The organism is Leptogranulimonas caecicola (assembly GCF_023168405.1).
GTDB lineage: Bacteria > Actinomycetota > Coriobacteriia > Coriobacteriales > Atopobiaceae > Leptogranulimonas > Leptogranulimonas caecicola.
Map to the genome: position 1 here is coordinate 954,196 of NZ_AP025285.1, position 24,500 is coordinate 978,695.

General features: G+C 55.3%; 19 protein-coding genes and 1 other RNA gene. 7 read left to right on the forward strand and 13 right to left on the reverse strand.

Translation table 11 applies throughout. The annotated features are described in order from the left end of the window. Positions 1–246: 246 nt before the first annotated feature. On the reverse strand, positions 247–918 hold the full coding sequence (locus OR601_RS04195; RefSeq protein ID WP_265592318.1) for an ECF transporter S component: 672 nt from the start codon (positions 916–918) through the stop codon (positions 247–249). Between the two features lie 84 nt (positions 919–1,002). On the opposite strand from OR601_RS04195, the gene OR601_RS04200 reads away from it, so the two are divergent. Continuing rightward, entirely contained in the window at positions 1,003–2,196 is a 1,194-nt protein-coding gene (locus tag OR601_RS04200) for a cation:proton antiporter (protein WP_265592319.1), read from the forward strand. 69 nt (positions 2,197–2,265) lie between these two features. On the opposite strand, the gene OR601_RS04205 is transcribed toward OR601_RS04200, so the two are convergent. The 6 genes from OR601_RS04205 to OR601_RS04230 all read right to left on the reverse strand — a co-directional run bounded on the left by OR601_RS04205 (position 2,266) and on the right by OR601_RS04230 (position 12,092). Further along, positions 2,266–3,678, reverse strand: coding sequence for an ABC transporter ATP-binding protein (locus OR601_RS04205; protein WP_265592320.1), 1,413 nt, complete (start codon positions 3,676–3,678; stop codon positions 2,266–2,268). After that, the gene (locus tag OR601_RS04210) at positions 3,675–4,658 is read right to left on the reverse strand and encodes an energy-coupling factor transporter transmembrane component T (protein ID WP_265592321.1); all 984 of its coding nucleotides are present in this window, start codon (positions 4,656–4,658) and stop codon (positions 3,675–3,677) included. Before OR601_RS04210 ends, OR601_RS04205 begins: the two co-directional genes overlap by 4 nt. 115 nt (positions 4,659–4,773) lie before the next feature. Beyond that, the gene (locus OR601_RS04215; RefSeq protein WP_265592322.1) at positions 4,774–6,546 is read right to left on the reverse strand and encodes an NlpC/P60 family protein; all 1,773 of its coding nucleotides are present in this window, start codon (positions 6,544–6,546) and stop codon (positions 4,774–4,776) included. 330 nt (positions 6,547–6,876) lie between these two features. Next, positions 6,877–8,826, reverse strand: a complete 1,950-nt coding sequence (locus OR601_RS04220) for a L,D-transpeptidase family protein (RefSeq protein WP_265592323.1) — start codon at positions 8,824–8,826, stop codon at positions 6,877–6,879. A gap of 209 nt (positions 8,827–9,035) precedes the next feature. Next, complete coding sequence (locus OR601_RS04225) at positions 9,036–10,376, reverse strand: glutamate-cysteine ligase family protein (RefSeq protein ID WP_265592324.1); 1,341 nt, start codon at positions 10,374–10,376, stop codon at positions 9,036–9,038. 156 nt (positions 10,377–10,532) lie between these two features. Then, a complete protein-coding gene (locus OR601_RS04230; RefSeq protein ID WP_265592325.1) occupies positions 10,533–12,092 on the reverse strand; it encodes a CCA tRNA nucleotidyltransferase in 1,560 nt (519 codons plus the stop codon). A 255-nt stretch (positions 12,093–12,347) separates the two neighbouring features. Here OR601_RS04230 and OR601_RS04235 point away from each other — a divergent pair, with 255 nt between their 5' ends. Continuing rightward, positions 12,348–13,694, forward strand: coding sequence for a C1 family peptidase (locus OR601_RS04235; protein WP_265592326.1), 1,347 nt, complete (start codon positions 12,348–12,350; stop codon positions 13,692–13,694). A gap of 70 nt (positions 13,695–13,764) precedes the next feature. Further along, complete coding sequence (locus tag OR601_RS04240; RefSeq protein WP_265592327.1) at positions 13,765–14,382, forward strand: HAD family hydrolase; 618 nt, start codon at positions 13,765–13,767, stop codon at positions 14,380–14,382. Between the two features lie 17 nt (positions 14,383–14,399). Here OR601_RS04240 and rnpB read toward each other — a convergent pair. Further along, an RNA gene (rnpB, locus tag OR601_RS04245) (RNase P RNA component class A) lies at positions 14,400–14,749 on the reverse strand. 76 nt (positions 14,750–14,825) lie between these two features. On the opposite strand from rnpB, the gene OR601_RS04250 reads away from it, so the two are divergent. The 4 genes from OR601_RS04250 to OR601_RS04265 all read left to right on the forward strand — a co-directional run bounded on the left by OR601_RS04250 (position 14,826) and on the right by OR601_RS04265 (position 18,525). Continuing rightward, positions 14,826–15,461, forward strand: coding sequence for an IMPACT family protein (locus OR601_RS04250; RefSeq protein ID WP_265592328.1), 636 nt, complete (start codon positions 14,826–14,828; stop codon positions 15,459–15,461). Positions 15,462–15,560: 99 nt separating this feature from the next. Next, entirely contained in the window at positions 15,561–16,943 is a 1,383-nt protein-coding gene (locus OR601_RS04255; RefSeq protein WP_265592329.1) for a putative DNA modification/repair radical SAM protein, read from the forward strand. Further along, positions 16,879–17,958, forward strand: a complete 1,080-nt coding sequence (locus OR601_RS04260) for a TIGR03915 family putative DNA repair protein (RefSeq protein WP_136012736.1) — start codon at positions 16,879–16,881, stop codon at positions 17,956–17,958. The genes OR601_RS04255 and OR601_RS04260 overlap by 65 nt, the downstream gene beginning before the upstream one ends. A gap of 171 nt (positions 17,959–18,129) precedes the next feature. After that, positions 18,130–18,525, forward strand: coding sequence for a hypothetical protein (locus tag OR601_RS04265; RefSeq protein ID WP_136012735.1), 396 nt, complete (start codon positions 18,130–18,132; stop codon positions 18,523–18,525). Positions 18,526–18,649: 124 nt separating this feature from the next. On the opposite strand, the gene OR601_RS04270 is transcribed toward OR601_RS04265, so the two are convergent. The 5 genes from OR601_RS04270 to OR601_RS04290 form a co-directional block, all read right to left on the reverse strand. Then, complete coding sequence (locus OR601_RS04270) at positions 18,650–19,333, reverse strand: N-acetylmannosamine-6-phosphate 2-epimerase (RefSeq protein WP_265592330.1); 684 nt, start codon at positions 19,331–19,333, stop codon at positions 18,650–18,652. 201 nt (positions 19,334–19,534) lie between these two features. Beyond that, positions 19,535–20,491, reverse strand: coding sequence for an ROK family protein (locus OR601_RS04275; RefSeq protein WP_265592331.1), 957 nt, complete (start codon positions 20,489–20,491; stop codon positions 19,535–19,537). A gap of 76 nt (positions 20,492–20,567) precedes the next feature. Beyond that, positions 20,568–21,491 (reverse strand): dihydrodipicolinate synthase family protein, encoded by a 924-nt coding sequence (locus OR601_RS04280; RefSeq protein WP_265592332.1) that lies wholly within the window; start codon positions 21,489–21,491, stop codon positions 20,568–20,570. A 113-nt stretch (positions 21,492–21,604) separates the two neighbouring features. Next, on the reverse strand, positions 21,605–22,459 hold the full coding sequence (locus OR601_RS04285; protein WP_136012731.1) for an ABC transporter ATP-binding protein: 855 nt from the start codon (positions 22,457–22,459) through the stop codon (positions 21,605–21,607). A gap of 3 nt (positions 22,460–22,462) precedes the next feature. Continuing rightward, positions 22,463–24,499: a dipeptide/oligopeptide/nickel ABC transporter permease/ATP-binding protein gene (locus tag OR601_RS04290; RefSeq protein ID WP_136012730.1), complete on the reverse strand. Its 2,037-nt coding sequence runs from the start codon at positions 24,497–24,499 to the stop codon at positions 22,463–22,465. Between the last annotated feature and the right edge of the window lies 1 nt (position 24,500).

The window sequence follows — 24,500 nt, forward strand, 5'->3', positions numbered from 1 at the left end:
GGTTGGTGTCTTGGCGCTGATGCTGCCAGCTAAAGGCGCGCTCAGAGTAAACTCTGGACTCTACCTACCCAAAAGCAAAAGCCTTGAGGCCAGCCAACAGATCCTAAAGACGCACAGATCCATAACCCCGCAATGATACCACGGTGTCTCCATCGCACTACCCCCTATCTCACAGAAGAACGGCTCTCCATGAAGGGAAGGGCGCTTGTGCATGATTGCATGGCCTGACGCCCTCTTTGAGATCTCCTATTCCAAGAGGCCGTAGCGTTGCTTGAAACGCTTGAGCACACGCCCCCAGCTATCCCAGAGCAACCACAGAAATGCCGCAGTGGCAACGCCGTGTACCAGATCAAATGCGAGAGAGGCTGCACAGGTGGCCATGATACTGGCCCAACTCAAGGGCCTGACAAAGCCTACCAATGTATAGCCGTTCATAATAAGGCCAAAGCCTAGAGCCGCTACAAAACCAAATGCTGCGGCTTGATTTTGCGTTCTAAGCCATCCATGCTTAGCCCATATCCCTGCCATGTAGCCCATGAGTCCCCAGGCATACATCTGCCAAGGCGTCCAGGATCCCTGTCCAAAAAAGAGATTGGATACCAAAGCCGCCAGAGCTCCGCATAAAAAGCCGCTGCGCGAGCCTAGAGAGGCGCCCGTCAAAATAACGATAGCCGATAAAGGCTTCACATCGGGGACGGCAGCAAACAGCATTCTGCCCACCGCCCCGAGGGCAGCGAGGCTCACCGCAGGAAGAAACTGACGCAACGCGGGAGTGGAGGTCTCCCATCCTGCAAGCATTATCCCTAAGGCTGCAAACACCACCACTGCCGACAAGAGCGCCCAGGGGCCTTGAAACCAAAGCCCTAGCACCAATACGCAAGGCACTGCAGCCAGTGCGCAGGGTTCCAACTTTTGCATAGCAGGTCCTTCTGGGTAGATAGCTAAAAACTCCAAAGGGCATCTGATAAGAAGATGCCCTGACTCTCACATTGGGGGCAACCTGTGGCAGCCGCTCTATTCTCATTAGCCATTGTATGTGTGGCCACCTTCGTGGGGCCGTTTTTATCATCCCTTATTCCCGGCAATTGGATACAAGCGGGAGCGTTCATCCTTATTCTAGGATCTCTCTTAGGTCCCCACGGCGCAGGTCTCATTGATCCGGCTGCCCCAGGTTTGCCATTGCTGCGTCAGCTAGGGTTGGCTTTCATCTTTCTTATGGGCGGCTACAATCTCGAGCCTTCTCGCGTGGTGGGCTCCACCGGGCGCCATGCCATGCTGGCCTGGCTGTCTTCCTTTGGATTGGGTCTTCTAGTGGCTTGGCTGTTGCCCTTGGAGTTTTCTGCCAAAGCCCTCATAGCCTTTGCCATTTCCCTTACCTCCACCGCATTCTCCAAGGTCGAGAGCATATTGTCTGCCCGTCATGAACTTGATACTCCTATGGGCAAAGTCACAGAATCCTATGGCGCCACAGGAGAGCTTCTGCCAGTGGTTGCCGTTGCGCTGCTTTTGGAAGAGAGATCTCCTTTGGTGGAGCTTGGGATCATGGCCTTCTTCGTGGTGGTGGCATTGGTGGGCAAGCGCCTGGTGCTCCATGAGGAACATGCCCATAGCAAGCTGGATGTCTTTGTGCATAAGGGCGCAGATTCCAACCAGATGATGCTTCGACTGGTGATCGCTATTCTTGTAGGTCTGGTGGCCCTAGGCGTCATTTTAGGTGCCGATATGATTGTGGCAGGCTTTGCTGCCGGCTTCATCCTGCGTCAGCTCACACCTGACGACTCTCCAGTCATAGGCCAGGTAAAGATTGTGGCCTACGGCTTCTTTGTGCCAGTGGCCTTTGTGCTATCCGGTTGCAATGTCGATGTCTTCGAAGGCGGATCTGAGCCTCTCGTCGTAGCCGGGTTCATTCTCTTGCTTTTGCTGGTGCGCGGGTTGCCCGTCTTTGTGACCTTAAGCCTCGCCCCCGAGACCCGCTCCATGAATCCCTGGCGGCGCTTCAATATTGCCATCTATAGCTGCACTGCCATGTCCACCGTGGTGGCCATGACCTCAGTGGCCCAGGAAGCCGGCGACATGACTGCCCACATTGCTTCTGTGTTGGTATTCGCTGCTGCCCTTACCACTATCGTGGTGCCTATCATCACGCGTCTGGTAGAGAAGACCCATAGCCAGGCCCAGCTCAAAAGCCACGCCTGAGCGAGTGGCAACCTTTCGATCGCCTTCATATCCAATGATCTCGCACAAGACCTGCTTCGCTCTATGACGCTACCCCAAAAGCGAGTCCTGGAAATATGCGCCTGTCTCTTGCGTAGTGCAAATGCCTCCATCAAACATGAGAGAGGTAGCATGGCTGGCTACCCGCGCGAAGTCCAAGTCATGGGTGGCATAAAGGATAGCGCTCCCCTCCTGCGCCGCCTCGCACAAAAGATTTGCCACCAGGGATTTGAGCGAGCTGTCCAGCCCTTTGACCGGTTCATCCAACAAAAGAAGCAAGGGCTTAAGTAAGAGCAGCTTGCCTAGAGCGAGCAGTTGAAGCTGGCCTCCAGAAAGCGAAGGGGGGTCTTGTTCCCATGCCTTTAAAAGCCCAAGCCTTTTAGCCATGGCGCGCGCATCATGCTCTCTATAACCTACAGAGGTCGCCCACTCCATCAGCTCTTCTCCCACAGTCTCTGAGATCAAAAGCTCCATAGGATCCTGCGGCAGGTAGGCAACGCTTTGTGCTACCTGGTTGTGAAGAGTGCCCCGACTGGCTCTGGTGATGCCCGCCAGTGTTTTTAGCAGGCTGGATTTGCCAGACCCATTGCCTCCCACCAATGCGCGCATCTCTTTGGCGGACAAGGTGAGGTCGCACTGCCTTAACACCCAGGGGTCGCGCTTGGTGTAGCGCATCCAAAGATCATGAGCCTCCACCACCGTTACTCCCAGCTGAGGCAACGGCGTTTCTCGGCAAAGAGGAGCGGGAGAGGCCAAGGAAGATAGCTCTTGAGCCTCCAGGCGCCCGTGAGAGAGACGCACAGCCATGGACGCATAAGGGGCGATGGCAGAAGCTCGGTGAGAAGCCACCACTATCGTGATGCCTAGCTGCTGGTTAAGCCGGTATAAACTGCCGAGAAAAGACCCCTCAGCCACAGGGTCTAGTTGCGAGGTGGGCTCGTCAAGCAGGAGCACCGATGGCCTGAGGGCGCAGACTGCGGCGAGGGCTACCAGTTGGCGTTGGCCACCGGATAATTCTGCACAGGGGCGATGCAACCAGGGGTCGAGACCCAAAAAGGCGCAGGTCTCAGCGATAGAGCGCTTCATTGCATCCTGGGGCACATCGAGGTTTTCAAGGCCAAACGCGAGTTCGCCAATGACGGTGTCGGCCACGATTTGAGCCGAAGGATCCTGGTCCACAAATCCTAGCGATCTGGCTGATACCTCTTTTGAGAGCCGGGATACCGGAGTGCCTTGGAAGGACACCGTTCCCCTGAGATTGCCTTTGGGTGCCAACTGGGGTTTTGCTAAGCGCAAGAGAGTGGATTTGCCCGAGCCTGTAGCCCCAGTGAGAAGGCAGAAGGCTCCTTGAGGCACTTGGAGTCTCACGTCATGAAGAACATCGATGACAGGAGAGGCTGCATCCAGGGCTGGATAGCTAAAGCTCACCGAATCCCAGGATAGAATTATGGGACTGAGGCTCATGGCATCCTCCTCTCTTGAAAGGTCAGATAGCCAAAGACAGCCAGGGGCATTCCCAAAAGCACCAGCGACAAAAGGTTGACGGGGCCAGGAAGGATTCCCCCTAAAAGTGCCTGGGGTGCGAGAGCGCTTGCCCAACCTGCCTGGTAGTAGAAGGAGGAGCTGAGCATGAACCCGTCTGCCATGAGAAGCATCGCGAACTGCATCTTTTGGGATAGGGTCCAACGCCATTGGCGATAATGGCTTCTAGGGCCCACTCCCCACCCACGAGCTTCCATGGAAGAAGCGCGAGAGAGCGAGTCTGCTAGAGTCCAGCCCAACAGTGCGGTAGAGATGCAGGCAGCCCAACTCAGTTTTGCGCTGATCAATCTGGGGCGCACAACCTTTGGGGGCACGGGTTTCTCGACAAGGGTGGAGCCGGGAGCATTTTGAGCGTTTGGGGGTCGCGAGGCCGTGCAGGCTTCTCTAACAGCCTTGGCGCCTTGAGCCTGCACAAAGAGATCGGGCACCAGGCGCATTGCCATAGAGACCATCAGCGCCAGTGTGGGGGTCGTCGAACCCAAAAGATCGCAAAGACCATCGGCGGGAAGGATGAGTCCAAAGACCTCCAGCCAAGCCAGTGAGGCTGCAAACATGAGACCCATGAGGATTCCCCACATAAGGCTTTCACCATAGATGGCGAAGGGCCCCAGAGTGAGGAGCGCATGGGTGCCCGAAGGAGAAATAAGCGGATTGAGCACCATAATGACGATCAGGAGCGGCGCAGCTTGCCTGAGCGTGCGCAGGCAAGCGGCAGGCCCGCGGACAAAACCGATAAAGCCCAGGGCAAGCAGCAAGGACATGGCAAGCATCACCACAGAGAAGCATCCCAAAGTGATCAAGAGCGGCGTGAGGGCCAAGAGTGCTCTCAAGGCTGGGTGCAGCTGGCCAAAGAGCGGCTGCTGCGAGTGGCATTTGTAGATGTCGAAGAAACCACTGGTCACAAACGAGCTCCTTGGATGGCGAGGATTATCCAGCAGTCTAGCGAAAGAGGCCTCCTGTTACGAAGGCCTCTTTGAGGGGAATCAAAACCCCGTATTTCACCTAGAGTCTAAAGCCTTAGACGTAAAGGCGGCCCACTCCCAGATAATTGGCGCCTGAGGCTCGAATGGAAGCTTGGCGCACGCGTCCAGGAACGGCTTCGATCACCTGGTCGTTTCCAATATAGATAGCAACATGGCCCGGCCAGAAGATAAGGTCGCCCGGGGCTCGGGACTCGAAGGCGATCTTTTGGATCTTGCCGTAAGACCAGAAGTTATTGGCGTCGTGGCTGTGCCACCCATGAGGTCCAGTGATCCAATGGTTATAAGGATTGAATTCTCCCAGATCCATGCCAGTTGCATAGGCGCACTGGTAAACCAAGCCAATGCAGTCCACCCCTACTCCGGGAGCGTCAGAGTAATTCCACCTGTAGGGGGTGCCTAGGTAGTTGCGAGCCCGCGCCAAGAACGCGCTGATGCATTGCTCTCGAGTGGCATCTGCCCTAATGGTAGGCACGGTGACATAATAGCCATGGCCTGCCCCCGGAAACCGCACCCCATAGGAAGACACCTGATAGTAGTTGGAAGGGTTTTGCCAACCTGTCTTTCCCGATGCAGGAAGGCTGGGATCCCAGGCGCCCGACCCATTGACCCACCAGGAGCCAATCCATTCGTTGTGGGCCATGGCTCCCGAGCCATCGCAGTAATACCAATAGTCGCCGTCTTGAAACCACCCTGTCTTCATGGCGCCGTCGTCGGGGCCGCCCAGATAGTACCAGGCCCCTCCCACCCATTGCCAACCTGAGGCCATGGCCCCCGAGGCATAGAGGTAATACCAGGTATTCCCCAGCCTCATCCAACCGTTGGCACGCATGGCTCCCGAGCCGTCCAAGCAGTACCAGGCATTGTCGATCTTTTGCCAGCCTGTGCGCATGGCGGCAGAAGCAGGGTCCAAGTAGTACCAGGAGCCGTTTAAAAGCCAGCCGGTAGCAGCGGCTCCGGAGCCATGAAGGTAATACCAGGATCCTCCCAGCCACTTCCAGCCGCTGGAAAGCATATGGCCAGAGCCGTCCATATAGTAATGGGCGCCATCGACAGTGTGCCACCCGGTAGCCATGGCGCCGTTGTCGTCAAGCCAATACCAGGCGCCGTCCCAGAGCCAGCCATGCTTGCGCATAGCCCCATCGTGAGCCGCACCCTGGCCTCCATAGTAGCGCCACACAGCACCATCCAAAAACCAACCGGTAACCATGGTGCCTTGAGCATTAAACCGATAGGCCCTGCCATCGATGACACGCGTGGCATTTGCTACCCGCGTGCCATCGTAGGTGGTGTAATGCCATCCCTGACTATCTAAAGACCAGGTGCCTGCAGGCTCGTTCCACTCACAGTCAATCCTCACAGCACTCACAGGCGAACCGTCGCAGCTGAGCGAGACTACTTGAAGGGCGCCGTCCTCGTCTTTCACCGTCACATCCAAGGTGAGGCTGGGTTTTGCCAGTGAGAGTCCTGGCCGGTCTTTAGCCGTGAGCTCCAACTTGTAGCTATAAGTCCCCGGGGCATCAAAGGTGAGCGCAGGAAGCGCGATGGTCCCCTCTGTGGAATTGGCCGCCTCTCCTACACAGATGCCCTGATCTATGAGCTTGGCTGTGACATCTGCTTCTTGTAGCGTTCCTCCATTGTTGACAGTAACCGAGACAGGCACCTCGTAGGAGATGGGGTCGTAGGCGGGAGGCTGGGGCTCTTCAGGATCCTCCTGCTCTTCATCAGGGTTTGTAGGCTCGCTGGGTTTGACCGGAGCATCGGGGTCTTGACCCTCAGCACTGGAGTCTGGGGAGGGCTCCTGCGACACGGTGGAACTCTGCTGAGCATCCTGCGATGAGGAAGCGGAATCTATTAACGGTTTATCAGGGCCTGCAGCCAATGCTATTGGCTCCGGCGCCATCACAAGACTTGCCACAATCATGCAGATCGCAAGTGTGCTGATGGGAGTTGGGTGACTTCTACGTGTCATCCTGAGCGGCCTCCAACAATAACTTTTCGTTCTTATAAGCAATCATTTCTATAGTAACGTAAAACAGGACCGCCCTTTATGAGACAGCCCTGTTTTTTGGGATCATGTATTGGATATAGCTGCAGGCAGTGTCCTGTATATCCAACCTAAGATTTAATGCTCTGACTCCTAATAGACAACCACCTTGCTGCCGCGAGGGAGCGTTTGCTGCACCCAATAGGCATCGTCGATGGAGAGGCGTACACAGCCATGGCTTAAGTTTTGGCCCAGGCGCCCATCTTGCACTACGCGGGTACCGGGATTGTAGAGAATCGAGTGGAAGAGGTACCCATCGTAGAACTGGGTCCAGTAATAACAGCTATAACCCTTATTCTCACCAAAGGAATAACCTTTATTGCCCACGGTAAACTGTCCTTTGACAGTGGGAGTGTAATGAGAGCCGGCGCTGCAGGTCATAAAGCGCACTTGGTTCCAGTGTCCCTGAGAGCCCTGATAGATGCCCACGCGGTTAGCGGAAGTGTCGACCATGGCAAGCCAGGGAGTTGCGCTGCTATAGCCTTGGGCCCAAAGGCTCATAGTCCCTTGCACCGTGGTAGGCATCGCTCCGGGCACCCAACGACCGGCGCCATCCACATAGTAGCGGCCTCCATCAACCCAGCTGTTGGCAGACATAGCTCCAGATGGCCCTACCCAGTAAGTATTGTCTATCCAGCAGTTGGCGCGCATGGCTCCATCGTTGGCGCCTCCAAGGTAGTACCAGGCGCCCCCTATCCACTGCCAGCCAGAGAGCATGGAGCCGGAGCCGTTCAAGTAATACCAAGCATTGCCTATCCAGCGCCAGCCCGTAGCCATCGCTCCTGAACCCGTAAGGTAATACCAGGTGCCACGTACCTTGTTCCACCCTGTCTTCATGGCGCCGTCGTCGGGGCCGCCCAGATAGTACCAGGCCCCTCCCACCCATTGCCAACCTGAGGCCATGGCCCCCGAGGCATAGAGGTAATACCAGGTATTCCCCAGCCTCATCCAACCGTTGGCACGCATGGCTCCCGAGCCGTCCAAGCAGTACCAGGCATTGTCGATCTTTTGCCAGCCTGTGCGCATGGCGGCAGAAGCAGGGTCCAAGTAGTACCAGGAGCCGTTTAAAAGCCAGCCGGTAGCAGCGGCTCCAGAGCCATGAAGGTAATACCAGGATCCTTCCAGCCACTTCCAGCCGCCAGATAGCATGCGGCCTGACATGTCCAGGTAGTAATGGACGCCGTCTACCACTTTCCACCCAGTAGCCATGGCGCAATTCTCGGCAGGGTCAAGGTAGTACCAGGAGTCGTCCAAGAACCAGCCGGAGGTAAGCTCTCCTTGAGCGGTGGCATGGTAGCGACGGTTTTGGAATGTCTTCCATCCATTGGCCTCAAGCTTGCCAGAGCCATCGAAGAGGTAATGGTTGTCACCGATCTTCGCCACGCAGCTTTTTATAAGGGAGCCATCGTCTTGCACGAAAGTGCGCGAGGAGCCACTCCCCTGCCAGCCACGATTGGGAGCGAGATAGCTATTGGCAAAGGTCATGGGCGTAGAGGGAGAAGTGACCTTGGCAACCAGGGAGGCCTTGTCTTCTGAGAGGGAGACGGTGAGCACTACGGTGAACTTTTGAGTATCAAGGGTATAGCCAGAAGCAGCCTTGCCGGTTTGGGAAAGCTCATAGGTATAGGTGCCTGCTTGAGCAATCTCAAAGCTGCTGAGCACTACCTTGCCCGAGGCATCGTTTGTGCCCGAAGCCACAGTTTGACCCTTGTCATCTTTGAGCACAAAGCTGAATTGCCCTTGGGTGAGCCCATGGTTCTTGAGGGTTACCTGGGCTGTGAGGTGTTCAACCGTCGCAGGGATGGGATCCTTTTTATCGTCGGGATCTTGAGGGTCTACGGGGTCTTTAGGATCTTGCGATCCCGGGTTTTCTGGATTTGGATCAGGAGCAGCAGGATTGGCGGTGGCGGGCTCGCCTGGGCCTGCCTGCACCAAAGCATTGAGCGCTATAGCTGGCGTAGTCAGGTCGCTAAAAGCAAACAGTATCACTAAAGCCAAGGTCAACAGCGTTTTCCAACGAGTCGTCCTCGATCTCTTGACCATTAAAACCCCTCTCCTCTGGTTTGCACCAACTCAAGAATATGGGGACTCATGCCCAGATTCAAGGGAGTAAAAATCATTATGCAATTGATTGGCAAAGTCTAATGATTCGCGGTTAGTTTTCCCGTCGTCCTCTGGCCGAGAAACACTCCCCTTTCTTTGAGGGAGTTATTCTCGGCAAGGCTAAAAAAGATCGAGACCGCCCAAGAGCTCTAGATGACAAACTGCTCTTTGTAAAGGTCTTTGGGGACCATATGGGAGAGCCAGAGGCTCGAGATGGCATGGAAGATGTTGCGCTCTTCCTGATCTTGAAGGCCGTTTTCTGCCAGCTGCACCAAGCGCATCACCAGTGTGGTGCAAGGGAGGCCGTAGAGCTTGGCATCCCAGCCATGCTCCTCGAGCTCTGTCTGGGCATCCATGACATTTTTCGCGGTAACGTCACGGAAGAGCTCGCTGGCCTTGGCGAATGCGTTGTCATTGTAGAAGATGCCTTTGATGAAGGCGGCAAGGGCTGCCGCGAGCTGAGGAGGCATGGAGTCTGGCGTGCGAATCTCGAGGAAGCCCTTGAGGCGTACCGTGGGAAAGACCATGGAAAGCAGATGGAAGAGCTCGCCTTGAGAAAGCTCGCGCATGGCCATGATGTCGGCTTCGGTAGCAGAACAAGTGGGGATGGTGAGACCGGAGTCGTCGGTGAAAAGGATAGGGCAGACACCCATAAGCCATTGCACGTAGGCTTCTGCCCCAAAGCCCTCGTCAAAAGTGCCGGGAACGATGCCGCAGCGCGCAGGATCCATGTGGTCCCAAATGCGGGCGCGCACCATGCGAGGAGTGTCGCCCACACTGAGGCCTCGCCAAGAAATCACGTTGTCGCACAGGAAGGCTAACAGCGGGCCCAGGGCTACGGCAAGCCTGTATTCGGCAACCATATTCTGCTCGTCAGAGCAGTCTAAAGAGATCTGAGTAGAGGCCGAGCAACGCATCATATCCCGCGCATAACGCCCGGTATGAGAAAGGGTTTTATCCATGAGGCGATAGCGCTCTTTAGGGATCAGAGCCACTTCGCGAGGATCGATGGTAAAGGGATCGGTCCCCAGGGCCACCAGCTGCCATTCGACCCCCAGATCTTGGCAGAGCTGGGCATACTGCTCGTCAAAGGCCAGAATGGCACCCAAAAGATCGCTCACCGAATTGGAGGGGCCCACGGCCACCTCGAGTTGGGCGCCTGGTTCCAAAGTGATGGAGATGCCCACCTCTTTGTTCTCAACCGTGACGATTCCTTCGTAGCCAAAGAGGGTGTTGTCGATAATGAGGGCGCATTCCGGCGCGAAAAAGCGCTCCCAGCGCGCCAGGAGCGTGCTGATGCTCAAAGGCCCTTCAAAAGGAACGCGCTGTCCTGAGACAGGATCCAAGATGAGGCGCTCAAGCTCGATGCCTAAAGTGCGCTCATTGCCCAAGCGCTGGGGTCTGCCATCGCCTCGCACCAAAGAGATCATGGCTTCGCGATTGCGATCAAGACGTTGTTGCTCTTGAAGCGTATAGGCATGATGACCCATTGGCAAATCCTCGCTCTGATTTAATGCGTGACGAATATGCGCCAAACTAGTCCTGCGTGGCCCATTCTACTCCTCAAATACAAATCGGTGGAGTGCAGAAAATAATTGGCGAACGGTTATATACCCTCGTGAAAGATATGTTATCAAGAGTGCATCTTAATTATGGCAACCATTAAGGGAGTAGAGCCGAGCCAACAGGGCGCTTTTCTCGGCAGGCAAAAAACCCGACTGCACCTCCTTAAGAAGCCGTTGCAAAAGCAAGCCCACCGAAGGCCCTGGAGTCAGCGCCAGCTCGCGGATGATGTCATTTCCAGAGATAGGCAAATCAGAAATACGATAGGGCGCACCTGCAGCAAGGAGCGTTGCAGCCAGTGACTCAAGCTCATCAACTTCGATAGCATAAGATCTATAAGCAGGAGCTTTTGCCATGGCGTCGGCGCGTTTGATGATCATCAACTCATGAACAAGCCACGGAGCCTGTCCTGGGGCATAGTGATCCAAATCTGAAAGGATCGAGAGCACCGAAGCCCTCTGCGGCTTTACAGGCCTATCATGCAGGCGGATAAGCGCCAGTGCAGGGATCGTCACGTCTTTGGGAATGGCCAATCGGCGCAGCACCGTTTGTGCAATATCGCGGCCATGGGCGGGATGGCCATAGAAATGCGCTTGGCCACGGGTATCAAAGGTAAGACATTCTGGCTTGGCGATGTCGTGCAAAAGCGATGCCCATCCCAAGCGCTCGCTTAGGATGCCGCCGCAAAACACAGAGGTGAAATCGCAGACACGCGCCACATGGTCGAGCACGTCATAAGAGTGGTAAGGCGTCTGCTGAGGAAATCCAGCCATGGGTCCGAGCTCGGGGATTGCCGAGAAAAGCGCGTCTTTCTGCTCCCGAAGTGCCCAGCCAGCCCTGCCAGAGGCAACAATGCCGCGCATCTCTTGTCCTACGCGCTCGCGGCTCACCAGGTAGAGCCGTTGGGCTCCTCGATTCACCGCCGCCTGGGTAGCAGGATCGATGGCAAACCCATAGCGAGCAGCAAACCGTACGGCTCGAAGGACTCGCAACGCATCTTCTTCCATGCGCTTTTGAGGATTTCCCACGGCACGAATTCGCCGCAGCGCGAGGTCGTCGAGGCCCCCAAAGAGATCCAGCAAGCCGCGATTGGGATGGTAGGCCATGGCATTGATGGTGAAATCCCGTCTCGCGAGATCCTGCTCGATAGATGAGACATAGGATACTTGGGAGGGGTGGCGGCCATCTAGATAGGCCCCCTCCCTTCGATAGGTAGTCACCTCGACTGGCATGCCGTCTACCAGGACAGTAATGGTGCCATGAGCCGATCCTGTGGGAATTACAACGAGGCCGCGATCCCGCAAGAGGGATGCCGCCTCTTGCCAAGGGGCTGAGCTTGCCACATCCACATCATGACCAGGCCTGCCCAAAAGCCCGTCTCGCACCCATCCGCCAACGATCCATGCGCTGTAACCTGCTTCTTCCAGCGCCTGGATTACCTTGAGCCCTGCGACAGGCTGAGGCAGCGCTGCGAGCGTGCGCTCAGCTTCCTGATAGGCCTGTAGGACCTGCGGCAAATATTTATGATGGAGGGTAAAGAGATGGGCGGGTTTCTCGGCAGCGTTATCACCAGCGGCCCCTTGAGCCACAAGCTCCAGATGAGCCGGCGGCTCGACAAGGCTAAGAGGAGGACCTGGGACCATGGCTTCCCTTCCTGTGGCTGGACAGACAGCTGGGAGCGAGAGTGTTCGATGAGGGTGTCTGCAGCATTACCAACGCATTGGCAGACAACTAGAAATTCTATCCTACACGCTTCTGAGAAGCGTGCTTTGAAGGTTTCGTTCGACTCTGTGGGATGCACGTGACCCGCCGCGCTGTCCCTCAAAACGCAAAGACGGTCCAGGTGGTGATGGTACTCTAGAGACAGTCGCTACACCTAAACAGTCGCAGGAGGAGCAATGGATACATCGGTTACTGGCGAGCTTTGCGAGCGCGCTCAGGAGCGCTTTTCTAAGGAACGAGCCAATATCGTGGCGAAAAATGCCGTGAGCTCGGTGGGAGTGAGGGCTGCTGCGCGTGTGCCCGAGGGCGTTGGTGCCAACGCTATGGCTTTCGATATCGATCTGGTTCAGGGCGACCGCTGCGACCAGCAACGTTCTGGCCGTTGCTGGATGTTTGCCAGCCTCAATACCATGCGCCAGCGCATTATTGAACGCTTGGACCTCAAGACCTTCGAGCTTTCCCAAGCCTATCCCCTTTTCTTTGACAAGCTGGAAAAATCCAACTGGTTTTTAAATAACATCATCGATACGGCTTCAGAGCCTCTAGACGGGCGTCTGGTGGCTTTTCTACTCACCGATCCCATCGGCGACGGCGGCCAATGGGATATGTTCCGTTCCTTGGTCAAGAAGTACGGCGTTGTACCCAAGGAAGCCATGCCCGAGACCGCCTGCTCGCGCAACACCTCTGAGATGGACTCCTATCTCACCCGCTACCTACGCGGATGCGCCTTGCGCCTTCGCAGGGCTGTCTCTGAAGGCGCCACGCCCAATGAGCTCAACGAGCTTCGCCAAACCATGATGTGCGACGTTTGGAGCCTCTTGGAAACCTGCCTTGGCGAGCCTCCCAAAGAGTTCGACGTACGCTTGCGCTCCAAAGACAACGAGCTCGTGCTTTCAGGCACCTACACTCCTCAAAGCTTCTTTGCCCAGGTAGTGCAGATGGACGTGGACACTCTCGTCTCTTGCATCAATGCAGAAACTGCCGATAAGCCCCTCATGCACACCTTCACGGTTTCCAGGCTTGGCAACGTCATCGAAGACGGAGGTGTGCGCTATCTCAACCTGCCTATGAAACGCCTGAAGGAGCTGGCAGTGGCTCAGCTCAAAGACGGCCGCCCTGTATGGTTTGGCTGTGACGTCGCCCAGAGCTACCTGCGTGACGAAGGCATGATGAGTTGCGAGGCCCTGCAGGTAGACGAGCTCTTTGGCTTTGCGGTGGAGGGCTGCCTCAACCGAGAAGAGCGCCTTGACTATGGAGAGAGCGTCATGACTCACGCCATGGTATTGGAAGGCGTGCGTCTTGATGCTCATGGCGATCCGGAGATTTGGAAGGTGGAGAATTCCTGGGGCAAGGATCATGGCCGCAACGGCTTCGACACGATCACCGACGATTGGTTTGACCAATACGTCTATCAGATAGTCATAGACAAGGCCTATCTCACTGACGAAGAGCGTACCGTCTACGACACCTGCGAGCCCATTGTATTGGCTCCTTGGGATCCAATGGGTTCCCTGGCTAAATAATTCAATCCAATACTCTCGAGGTCGCTTGTCAGCTGGATTGCACAAAACACTAATGGGGGAAAGGGTTTCTATGAGCGTGCATAATATCGTATTTGATATGGGTGGTGTGCTTTTGGATTGGAATCCCTTCTCCTATGCATCTCAGGTGAGCGACTCGCAAGAGGATGCGGACCTGATCTTTGAAGCCCTCTTTATGAATCATGCCTGGTCCTTGGGGGACTCGGGCACCCCCTCTGATCAATGGGTGCTCGAGTCTGCCCTCTCTAAGCTGCCAGAGCGCCTTCATAGGGCCTGTGAGGTTGCTTGGCGCACCTATCCTGAGATGCAAGCAGTCATCTCCGAGACCAATGAGCTTGGTCGCCAACTGCATGAGGCAGGCTTTGGCGTCTACATCCTCTCAAACGTGAGCAATCGCTTTAGAGAAGAGCTTGAACCAAGGATTCCCTTAAGTTCTTGCACCGATGGGATTTTGATCTCTGCTGAGGAGCTTCTTATGAAGCCGGATCCTCGTATATTCACCCGTTTTTGCCAACGATTTGACGTGGATGCTGATGACTGTCTGTTTGTAGACGACCTGGAACTCAATTGCCAAGGCGCTCGAGCAGCAGGTTGGCACGCATTTCATTTCAATGGCGCAATAGAGCCTCTTAAATGCGAGGTCTCCAAGCTTATGGGGTTTAACTGCTAGAAAGCAAAACGCCAAAGATGCGAAGTGGGCCTATAAGCCGGGTTCTGTCGAGGATGATCATTTATCTCGAGGCCGTGTTGCCACGATCCTTCTCTCGCGAGCAACCCGTGCGCGAGCCGGGCCAGCCCATAGCGCACCTATTTGCTCTTGCTCCAGATGGGGTTTACCCAGCCACCCCGTTGCCGGGATGCTGGTGGTCTCTTACACCACCGTTTCAGCTTTTCTCTCACCTCAAAAGAGGCAGCGGGAGTCTTCTTTTCTGCGGCACTTTCCGTCGGATTGCTCCGCCCGGCCGTTAGCCGGCATCCTGCCCTAGGGAGCCCGGACTTTCCTCAGGGAATAACCCCGCGATCATCTGGCCCACTTCGCGCAATGAAGTATAGCATTGACCCTGGATATGCCTCAGGACTTCCATGGAATTCATTCTCACGAAGAGGACCTTTATGGATAGTTACACCACGATAGCCCCCGACAGCTGTGCTACCGCCGAGTTGGTAGATAGGAAGAGCCGCTTTATCGCCCAACTTAAAGCCATCTCTTCCGAGCAAGATGCCTCATCATTTTTAGAGGAAGTAAGAAAAGAGCACTATGATGCCCGTCATCATGTATGCGCATGGATTCTAGCGTCTGGAGAAAAGCGCGCCAGCGATGACGGGGAGCCCCAGCGAACCGCAGGGATGCCTGTATTAGAAGTGCTGGAAGGCGCCGGATTGCGCGATGTGTGCTGCATTGTCACCCGCTATTTTGGCGGTACACTGCTGGGGCCAGGAGGACTTATCAGAGCTTATTCCGGAGCAGCAAAACTTGCTGTAGAAGCAGCTCAAACAGACGGCGATCTTGTGGACATGCGATCTATTACCAAGGTAGTGACATGCATCCCTTACAGCGCCTATGACAAAGTGCGCAGGATGGCCGAGGACGCCCATGGCAAGATAGAAGGATCCCTCTTTACTGATGAAGTGCAGCTCACTTTGGTATTTTGCACTGGTGATGAGCTGGCGTTTTGCTCAGCCCTGAAAGATTTTGCCAATGGCGAGGATCTCTGCCTGGTCCATGAGCCCATTTTTGGGCCTTTCTAACTTAGGGCACTCGAGAGCAAGTCCTTCAAATTGTAAGCGAACACCCGTTCTTCATCTGGTATAGTAGAACGGACGTTCTCATTCAATGGGAAGAGACCTATGGATACCCTGTCTAAACTCTCAATACTGGCAGATGCCGCCAAGTATGATGCAGCCTGCACATCTTCAGGTGCGGATAGGGCCCCTCGAAAAGGCATGCTAGGCATGGCGAGCAGCAGCGGATGTTGCCACAGTTTCACCCCTGATGGTCGCTGCATTACACTGCTAAAAGTCCTCATGTCTAATGCATGCACCTATGACTGCGCCTATTGCGTCAATAGGCGTAGTGCAGGAGGTCTGCGAGCCACTTTCGAGCCAAAAGAATTAGCGGCGCTCACCATAGATTTTTACAAACGCAACTATATAGAGGGTCTTTTTTTAAGCTCAGGAGTGCTTGGCGAGCCAAATGCCACCTGTGAGCGCATGATAGAAACGCTCCGTCTACTAAGAGAAGATTACCGATTTAACGGATACATACACGCAAAGGCAATCCCCGGGGTGGCTCCGGAGCTCATTGACCGCTTGGGAAGATTGGCAGACAGGATCTCTGTCAACATCGAGCTTCCCAGCTCCGCCTCTCTTCATACGCTCTGCCCTCAAAAGCAGGGGGCGGATATCCTCAAACCCATGCGCCAGATCCATGACACTCTTCAGCAAGAAAAACTATTGGGCGCGGGAGGGAAAGGCAACAGCGGTGCAGGATCTTACCTGTCTACCGTAAAGCCTCCTCTTCCAGCCGAGAACAGCCACCATCAGCTCCCTGAAAGAACTGGGCAAAGACCGCAGTTGTTTAGAAGTACGAGTGCTTCGTCTGCCTTTGCTCCCGCAGGGCAGGCGACGCAATTAATCGTGGGGGCCTCTCCGGAAGACGACAATCACATATTGAAGCTCTCAAGCTCCCTCTATAAAACATACGGGTTGAAAAGAGTGTTTTTCTCGGCCTATATGCCGGTAATCGAGGATTCGCGCCTCCCCCATCCAGAAACTCCGGTTCCCCTTCGTAGAGAGCACCGGCTATACCAAGCAGATTGGCTCATGCGTTTTTATGGCTTTGATGCTGACGAGCTGGTGAGCCCAGAAGCACCTTTTTTGGATTTGGAAGTCGATCCAAAGTTGGCTTGGGCACTGACCCACATGGAGCAGTTCCCCATAGAGGTGAATACTGCCTCAAAAGGCGACCTTCTGAGAGTTCCGGGCATAGGGCCTGTCGGCGTTAGGAAGATATTGCGCGCTCGTAAAAGCCATCAGCTTACCTTTGATGATTTGAAAAGGCTCAAACTCACCATGCGCAGGGCGTGCCATTTTCTCACCTGTGGCGGGCAACGCGATCCACAAAGCCCTGCTCATCCAGAACAAATAAGAGAGTTGGTGATTCAAGATGCCGCTGCCTCTTCCTATAACCGCACTCAACGAAACCTCCAAGGCCAGCTCTCGCTCTTCTGAGATCCTGAATACCCTCGAGTCGGAAACCTGCAAATTTGTGGGCTCACTTCAAAAGCTCGCTATTCAAGGGCAGCGTCTTTGTCTAGGCTGCATCCCTTCTGCAGAAGGGATGCTTACAGCAGTGGGAGCGCTCTATCTAGCCCGTGTTCCTGAGGAATGCGCTCGCCTTATCGTCCCTACAACCGGACAAGCTAGACTGGATGAGGTCTATCTCTCTGCGCCTTGTGATGCGACTTTGGCGACGTACGTGTTTGAAGGATTCATCAGGGCCACTTTTGGAGCCAAAGGGATGCCACAATATGTGCGCGATCCAAAGACCATGGTGACCTATATAGCAGCCCAGGTACAAAATCCTTCTATGCCAGAAATCTTGCATCGTTATGTGCGATGTGGCTTTACTTTTGGAAAAAAGATTGGAACCCATGGGGCAGACCCTCTGATCGCCGAGGCAGAGGCGTTGGCCACAAGCACCTCTTCAGAGGCAGAACATCTTCGTCAGTTTGTGAGGTTCTCACGGCTAGCAGATGGTTCGTTTTTTGCCCAATTCCGGCCAAAGGCAGACGTGGTGCCTCTGGCCGCAGGCTATTTCAAGCGAAGGATGGGTGAAGAGAGATTCTGCCTATTGGATCCAGTTCATGGATCTGCTGCTCTCTATGGAGACCATCATTTGGGAATCATGAAGCTTGATCCCCTTGAGGCAGAGCTACTAGCCTCTCAAACCGCATTATTGGCTCAAGACGAACCCTATGTCCGTGCACTCTGGAAAGGCTTTTATGATGCGGTGACATTGCCTCATAGGACAAAAATGCAGCGAGGCTATGATCTTCGACAGCAGTTTATGCCACAGAGGCTATGGGCTTATCTTCCCGAGCTGGACCCTCGAACAGATACGGCCTGGACTTGGATTCCACCAATCTATCGTGGAAATGCTCCTTTGGCCTCGAAGATGCTGAATGCACCTGTTGGCAAGAGAGAATCGCTGCCTGCCTCTCCTGAAGAGACAGAGGAAAGTTGATTTGAAACCCTCATACTCATTTGGAGGGGCATAATTTGATTTATGAATTTTTATTTAGAGAGGATTTAAGTTTAAGGTTCTTCTCAGCCAAGAACATATCGATGATTATCATAGAGATGGGATGCGGTTTATCACTTATCTTCTAGACTTGCCTGGAGGATGGAGCCATCTATGGGAGCTGTAACTTATTCTATCTCCAGCTTTAGCAAAATATGCTTTATGCCTCCCCTCTTGCGATCGCTTTTTGAGAATTGGGCGCGAGATAGCTACTTTAAGCTCTACGGCTATGAACCTTCAGACGAAGAGATCGATGTCTATACCACTCTTTGCGACTTGCATGGGGCAAGTCGCAGGCTTCGCAGGGATTGGGCAGAGGCTCTTCTCGATCGTTTTATACCGACCTCTTATATCAAAGATCTCCCTATAGGAGAAGAGGGCCTTCATGTAGAAGGTCTTCAGGTGCGCTATTTCTCAGAGGAGGACGGGGCTATTCCTTTTTGTGGAACCACTTCAGCACCTAAAGATTCCAAGCGTAAGCTTCTGGGGGTCAAGTTCTCCAAAATGTGAATCTTTAAGTTGTGTCTGGTAATGAAAATGGCCTCATTCGTCTATGGGATGAGGCCATTCACTGGATGGATGAAAATCGTATTATTCAAGCAGGTCTTATCAATAGGCTTAATTGGCACCGCAACTATCGCACTGCATCACAGAACCAGCTGGTAAGAGAGGTAGGGTGTGTGATAGCGGTGCCAACGACTACTGCCCAGGCACCTGCGTCGATGGCGTCTTTGGCATCTTGGGGACAATGAACGCTGCCCTCGCAAATCACTGGTTTGCCAGGGAATTCTTCAGAGGCTTGGCGAAGAAGCCCAAGGTTGGGACCCTGAGTGGCCGCCTGGTCAATGGCTGCACCGGCATGAGAGAGCGTCGTGGAGCAGATATCGCATCCAACAGCGAAGCCCCGACGAATGTCTTCAATGGAAGAGCAGTCGGCCATGAGCAGCACGCCGTCTTTTTTGAGAGCGGTTACAGTCTCTTCGAATGTGAGGCCATCAGGTCGAGGCCTGTCCGTTGCGTCAAGAGCAACTATGTCAGCACCTGCCATAGAGCATGCCCGCGCATGGCGCAACGTAGGGGTGATGTAGACACCTTCGTGGCCTTCCTTCCAAAGACCGATGACGGGAATCTCTACGCGGCCCTTGATGGCAGAGATGTCTGAGAGGCCTTGGCAGCGAATAGCGGAGGCGCCTCCTAGCTCACATGCACGAGAAATTTGGGCCATAGTCTCAGGATGACGGAGAGGCTCACCGGGATAGGCCTGGACGGAAACGATAAGGGTGCCTTTTAGCGATTGCACCAGTGGATGAACTGACATGGGGAGCTCCATCCCCTCGCGTTACACGCGAGTTGCAGTAGGGGCGAAAGATAGCAAGAGACATCTGCTGCTCTCATACCAGAGCTTGTGAATATGAGGCTGAGAGCGAAATGTCAACCAAAGAGACCGAGGACTCCGATAAGACAGGAGGATTACCGAAGTCCTCGGCAGGCAAAAGAGAAGCGAGATGTCACAAAGGACTTACTTCTCGTAGCCGTCATCAATGAAGTGTTCTGCGGCTCCTAAGAGGGGCGCATCATTACCAAGAGCTCCGCGCTCGATAGGAAGATCGCGCACAGGCTCCATCACACGCGATGCGTAGCCACGGGCAAGTGCGTTATGCCATACAGGACCGCATTCGACCACAGAGCCAGAGAGAATAATGGCTTCCGGATCGATCAAATTTGCCGCGGAAGCAAGTACGCCGCCCAAGCCAAGGCCGCTTCTTTCCTCGGCAGCAATAGCAGCCTGATCTCCAGACTCAGCCATCTGAGATATGGCAGCGCCGCCAATAGGGTTGTCCTGGGCGTCTTTGTCATTGCCGGAGAGACGTATATATTCTTCGACAATAGCCGGACCTGCGGCAATGGACTCTAGATGGCCAGTGGCTCCACAGGTACAAGGGATGCCTGCGGCTTCCTCACAGGCCATATGGCCAATATTGCCGGCCATATCGTGAACGCCAAGGCGCAGTTTCCCGTTGTCGACAATGGCGCCGGAGATTCCAGTGCCAATGGCCACCACCAACACAGAAGACATGCCTTTGCCGCCGCCCCACCGAGCTTCGCCCAGCGCATGGGCATGCACGTCGTTGAGCACACGACAAGAAAGGCCCGTGGCAGAAGCGACTTCAGACCCTAATTTGGTGCCAGACCAACCCGGCATCATCTCGTTGGCATAGGTGATATCGCCGGTTTTGGGATTCACCACACCACCGGTAGAGATGCCAACGCCTGCAACAGGTCCTTCGGCACACTCAATGGCTGCTTTGATAGAGCGGATCACATCATGGAGCACACTCGTACCGCCGCGTAAGGGATCGGTGGGAATCCTTTCTACAGAGGAAACTTCAGGGAAGGAATCACCATCAAAGGTGACGATGCCCGTAGCGATTTTAGTGCCGCCAATGTCTACCGCAACTACACGGGTAGGGTCCATGGGACCTCCCTCTTCCTATACGTACGACAAAGGGAGAGGGGCGGAGTTTTGCCACCTCTCCCCTTGCCATTGATTGCTAGATCAAACCGGCATCTACCAGCACAGAGTGAATAGCCTCGACATTCTCGCCCTCGAGAGCATCCACAGGGGAAGGCATGCGGTTGGTGTTAAAGATGCCCATTTCTTTAAGAGCGGTCTTAAAGGCGCCAACACCTGCGCCATAGCCACCAACGCCAACAGTGACCTGGGTGATGAGCATAAGGTCTGCCAGGTAGTCCTGAATGGCCTTGACCTGTGCCCAGTCACCAGCCTGATAGGCCTTCCACATCTTGACATAGGAGACAGGATCGATATTGGCAAGGCCGGGCACAGAACCATCGGCACCAGCCAGATATGCGCCGTCAACCACTACCTCATGGCCAGTAAGCAGGCTCATGGGGTGGCCGTTGCGGTCGTTTTCGCGGACCAAGAAACGGAATGACACGTCATCACCCGAAGAATCCTTAACACCGGCCAGCGTACCCTCGGCGCCAAGCATAGCCAGCTCTTGCCAACCCAGCTTGGTATTGACGCATACAGGGATGTCGTAGGCAAAGAGCGGGAGGTCTACCGCCTCATGAATGGCGCGAAAGTGATTGGCAATCACGCCGGGGCCGGGAATGGCATAGAAAGGCGCGGTGGCGACGATGGCGTCAACACCCAGCTGCTCCATAGCACGTGCGTGTTCGATTACACGGTTGGTCTGCATATCGATGCAGCCAGCGAGAACCGGCAGGCGCCCCTGGTTGATCTCCATGCCGATCTCGATGATCTCACTGCGACGCTCGTCGGTAGAGAAGGCTACCTCGCCAGAGGAGCCCAGGAAGAAAAGGCCGTCAATACCGGCATCGATCATGCGGTTGAGGTGCTTCTCATAGGCCTCGCGGTCAATGGAGCCGTCCTCTGCCATGGGGACGACTACGGGAGGAACAACACCGGAGATCTTGAAATCCGAGCTCATATAACGAGCTCCCTTCATGTCTGGCGCGCCACTTATGGGCGCAAATGCGAATAACAAGGCCTGGAGCCTGGTGAGGCCCCAGGCCTTAGGAAACCGAGATCTTAGCCTAACTCCTAGATCTTGGGGTGGAGCAGCGAAGGAGCTGCTCCCAATAGAAGCTTGGTATAGGGATCCTTGGGATCCTCGAAGATCTGCTTGGCATTGCCATGCTCTACCACGGTGCCGCCATTCATGACGCAGATCTCATCAGAGATGTAGCGCACAGTTTGGATGTCATGGCTAATGAAGACCATAGCCAAACCCAGCTCGTGCTTGAGGTCGGTAAGCAGATTCAGGATCTGGGCACGCACCGACACGTCGAGGGCCGAGGTGGGCTCGTCGGCGATGATGCAGTCAGGGCCGATGGACAGCGCGCGGGCAATGGCCACACGCTGGCGTTGACCGCCGGAGAGCTGTCCGGGCAGGGCATCCAAAGCAGAAGAAGGAAGGCCGACAAGACCAATGAGCTCGCGGATTCGATCCTCGCGGGAGTCGGGGTCGCCCACCTTGTGCACCAACATGGGATCCAGAAGCTGGTCGTGCACAGACATGCGGGCGTTGAGCGCGGTGGCTGGGTCTTGAAAGACCACGGACAGCACCGAACCGATGTGCTTGCGATCGGCAGCCGTACGCTTGGTGACGTCTTTGCCCTTGAAGAAGACCTTGCCGGAAGTGGGGGGCTGAAGGCCGCACATCACGTTGGCGGTGGTGGACTTGCCGCAGCCGGACTCGCCTACGATGCCTAAAGTTTTACCAGGCATGACGCGCATGGTAACACCCTTCACCGCATGCACCAGGTTGGGGTGGAGCAGGGAGCCGGTACGAGTCTTGAAAGTCACCTTCACGTCGTCAAGGAAGATGATGGGCTGGACGCCGTCGATAGTCCCGTCGTTTACCGCGGTGGGAGTTTGAGTCGTGGTGTCGCTCATGGGTTAGGCATCTCCCTTCTTGGCAGGCTCAGCAGTGGTTACTACAGTCTCGGTCTCGCTATAGGCGACGACACGAGTAGTGAGTCCGTTCTTGGCGAGCTCCTCATCAGGCAGCTCGGCGACATAGTGCTCGGTGCCGGGGATCTTCTTGAGGACAGGGTGCACGTTGAGGCCCACTGTGGGATGACTCGAACGAGGAGCGAAGCGATCGCCGTCGTTGAAGTCTTTGGGGCTGGGAACTGTGCCGGGTACCTGGTGCAGGCGGCCGGCGCCACCTTCGATGGAGAGCACGGCGCCCAGAAGGCCGCGGGTGTACTCGTGAGTGGGGTGCATGAGCAGCTCGATGGTGGGAGCCTGCTCTACCACCTGACCGGCATACATGACGGTGATGTAGTTGGCCACTTCAGCCACCAGCGCGAGGTCGTGAGAGACGAAAATCATGGCGAAGCCGAGCTTGGCTTGAAGGTCGTTCAGAAGCTTGATGACTTGCTTTTGTACCGTCACGTCAAGAGCGGTGGTGGGCTCGTCGGCAATGATCACCTTGGGATCGCGGGTGAGCGCCATTGCGATGAGGACGCGCTGGCGCTGGCCACCGGAGAGCTCGTGCGGATAGCTCTCAAGGGTACGGGCAGGATCCAGGCCTACAAGTTCCAGGAGCTCCTCGGCAGAACGGGTGCCGCCGCGATCAGTGAGCTGCTTCATCTGATTCTTGATGAGCATGGAGGGGTTCAGGGCTGAGAGGGCGTCCTGATAGATCATGGCAATTTCATGGCCACGAAGGTCATTGCGTTGCTGATCGGACATTTCAAGCAGGTTCTTGCCCTGGTAAAGAATCTCACCGGAGATCTGGGCGCGCGAGTCAATAAGGCCCATGATGGTGAGGGCGGTGATGGACTTGCCGCAGCCGGACTCGCCTACCAGGCCCATGGTTTGGCCAGGGCGTACGGCATAGTTCACGTGGTCAACCACGTTCACGTCACCGTGGCGAGGGAACTTGATGCAGAGGTTCTTTACCTCAAGGATGGGCGCCACAGAGTTATCGGGCTCATGGCGGTCGTGACGCTTGGCCTCTACCTTAGCCAGCGCGCTGAGCGAGGCGTCCAAGGAAGCCTTCTGCTCCTCATAAGCACGGACAGGGTCAAACAGCAAGCGGTCCTGCTTGCGGGCATGCTTGCCATCGTCCTCGATGGGGGCATTGGGGGCGGCCACCATGGCATCGGTGATGCCTTCGGAGAAGATGTTCAGGCAAAGGACCGTGATCATGATTGCCAAGCCGGGGAAGAGCGCCTGCCACCAACGGCCGGCCAACACGCCAGAGCGAGCGTCAGAGAGGATGTTGCCCCAAGTGGGGGTGGGCTCTTGAATGCCGGCGGAGATGAAGGACAGCGAAGCCTCCAGGATGATGGCGTCGGCCACCAGCACGATGACGTAGACCAAGATGGGGGCTATGCAGTTACGCATGACGTGCTTGAGCAGGATCCATGGGGCTTTGGCGCCGGAGACCACTACTGCACGGACGTAGTCCTCGCCATACTCGGCAACCACGTTTGCACGCACGATACGGGTTACCTGAGGAATGTAAATGAAGCCGATGGCCAATACGATGGAGGGTACTGAGTTGCCGAAGACGGATACAAACACGGCAGCCAAAGCGATGCCAGGGAAAGCCATGATGATATCCATGATTCGCATGATGACCTCAGAGATCCACTTGCGACTCACGGCAGCCACAGAACCAATGATGCAACCAGCCACAAAAGCCAATGTGGTAGCACCAAAGCCGATGGCCAACGAGTAACGGGCACCAAACATCATACGAGAGAGGATGTCACGACCCTTCTCGTCAGTACCAAAAAGGAACTCGCCGTTAGGAGCCTGGCGAGCCTTAAAGATCTCAAAGGGATCGTGAGGTGCCAGGAAGTTTGCGAACAAGGCGATGAAAGCAACCAGGATGAGCACGACAATGGAGATCCTGGAGCCAATGCTCATAGCAGCCCAGCGACGAGCTATGCCAGAGCGGCGCTGTACGGTCTCTGCCATG

Excerpts from the sequence above, each read along its gene's own strand:
- OR601_RS04240 (WP_265592327.1), top strand. The coding sequence starts at position 13,765 with ATGAGCGTGCATAATATCGTATTTGATATGGGTGGTGTGCTTTTGGAT.
- OR601_RS04230 (WP_265592325.1), bottom strand. The coding sequence starts at position 12,092 with ATGGTCCCAGGTCCTCCTCTTAGCCTTGTCGAGCCGCCGGCTCATCTG.
- OR601_RS04225 (WP_265592324.1), bottom strand. The coding sequence starts at position 10,376 with ATGGGTCATCATGCCTATACGCTTCAAGAGCAACAACGTCTTGATCGC.
- OR601_RS04280 (WP_265592332.1), bottom strand. The coding sequence starts at position 21,491 with ATGAGCTCGGATTTCAAGATCTCCGGTGTTGTTCCTCCCGTAGTCGTC.
- OR601_RS04260 (WP_136012736.1), top strand. The coding sequence starts at position 16,879 with ATGCCGCTGCCTCTTCCTATAACCGCACTCAACGAAACCTCCAAGGCC.
- OR601_RS04220 (WP_265592323.1), bottom strand. The coding sequence starts at position 8,826 with ATGGTCAAGAGATCGAGGACGACTCGTTGGAAAACGCTGTTGACCTTG.
- OR601_RS04290 (WP_136012730.1), bottom strand. The coding sequence starts at position 24,499 with ATGGCAGAGACCGTACAGCGCCGCTCTGGCATAGCTCGTCGCTGGGCT.
- OR601_RS04250 (WP_265592328.1), top strand. The coding sequence starts at position 14,826 with ATGGATAGTTACACCACGATAGCCCCCGACAGCTGTGCTACCGCCGAG.
- OR601_RS04205 (WP_265592320.1), bottom strand. The coding sequence starts at position 3,678 with ATGAGCCTCAGTCCCATAATTCTATCCTGGGATTCGGTGAGCTTTAGC.
- OR601_RS04270 (WP_265592330.1), bottom strand. The coding sequence starts at position 19,333 with ATGTCAGTTCATCCACTGGTGCAATCGCTAAAAGGCACCCTTATCGTT.
- OR601_RS04255 (WP_265592329.1), top strand. The coding sequence starts at position 15,561 with ATGGATACCCTGTCTAAACTCTCAATACTGGCAGATGCCGCCAAGTAT.
- OR601_RS04275 (WP_265592331.1), bottom strand. The coding sequence starts at position 20,491 with ATGGACCCTACCCGTGTAGTTGCGGTAGACATTGGCGGCACTAAAATC.
- OR601_RS04265 (WP_136012735.1), top strand. The coding sequence starts at position 18,130 with ATGGGAGCTGTAACTTATTCTATCTCCAGCTTTAGCAAAATATGCTTT.
- OR601_RS04235 (WP_265592326.1), top strand. The coding sequence starts at position 12,348 with ATGGATACATCGGTTACTGGCGAGCTTTGCGAGCGCGCTCAGGAGCGC.
- OR601_RS04285 (WP_136012731.1), bottom strand. The coding sequence starts at position 22,459 with ATGAGCGACACCACGACTCAAACTCCCACCGCGGTAAACGACGGGACT.
- OR601_RS04195 (WP_265592318.1), bottom strand. The coding sequence starts at position 918 with ATGCAAAAGTTGGAACCCTGCGCACTGGCTGCAGTGCCTTGCGTATTG.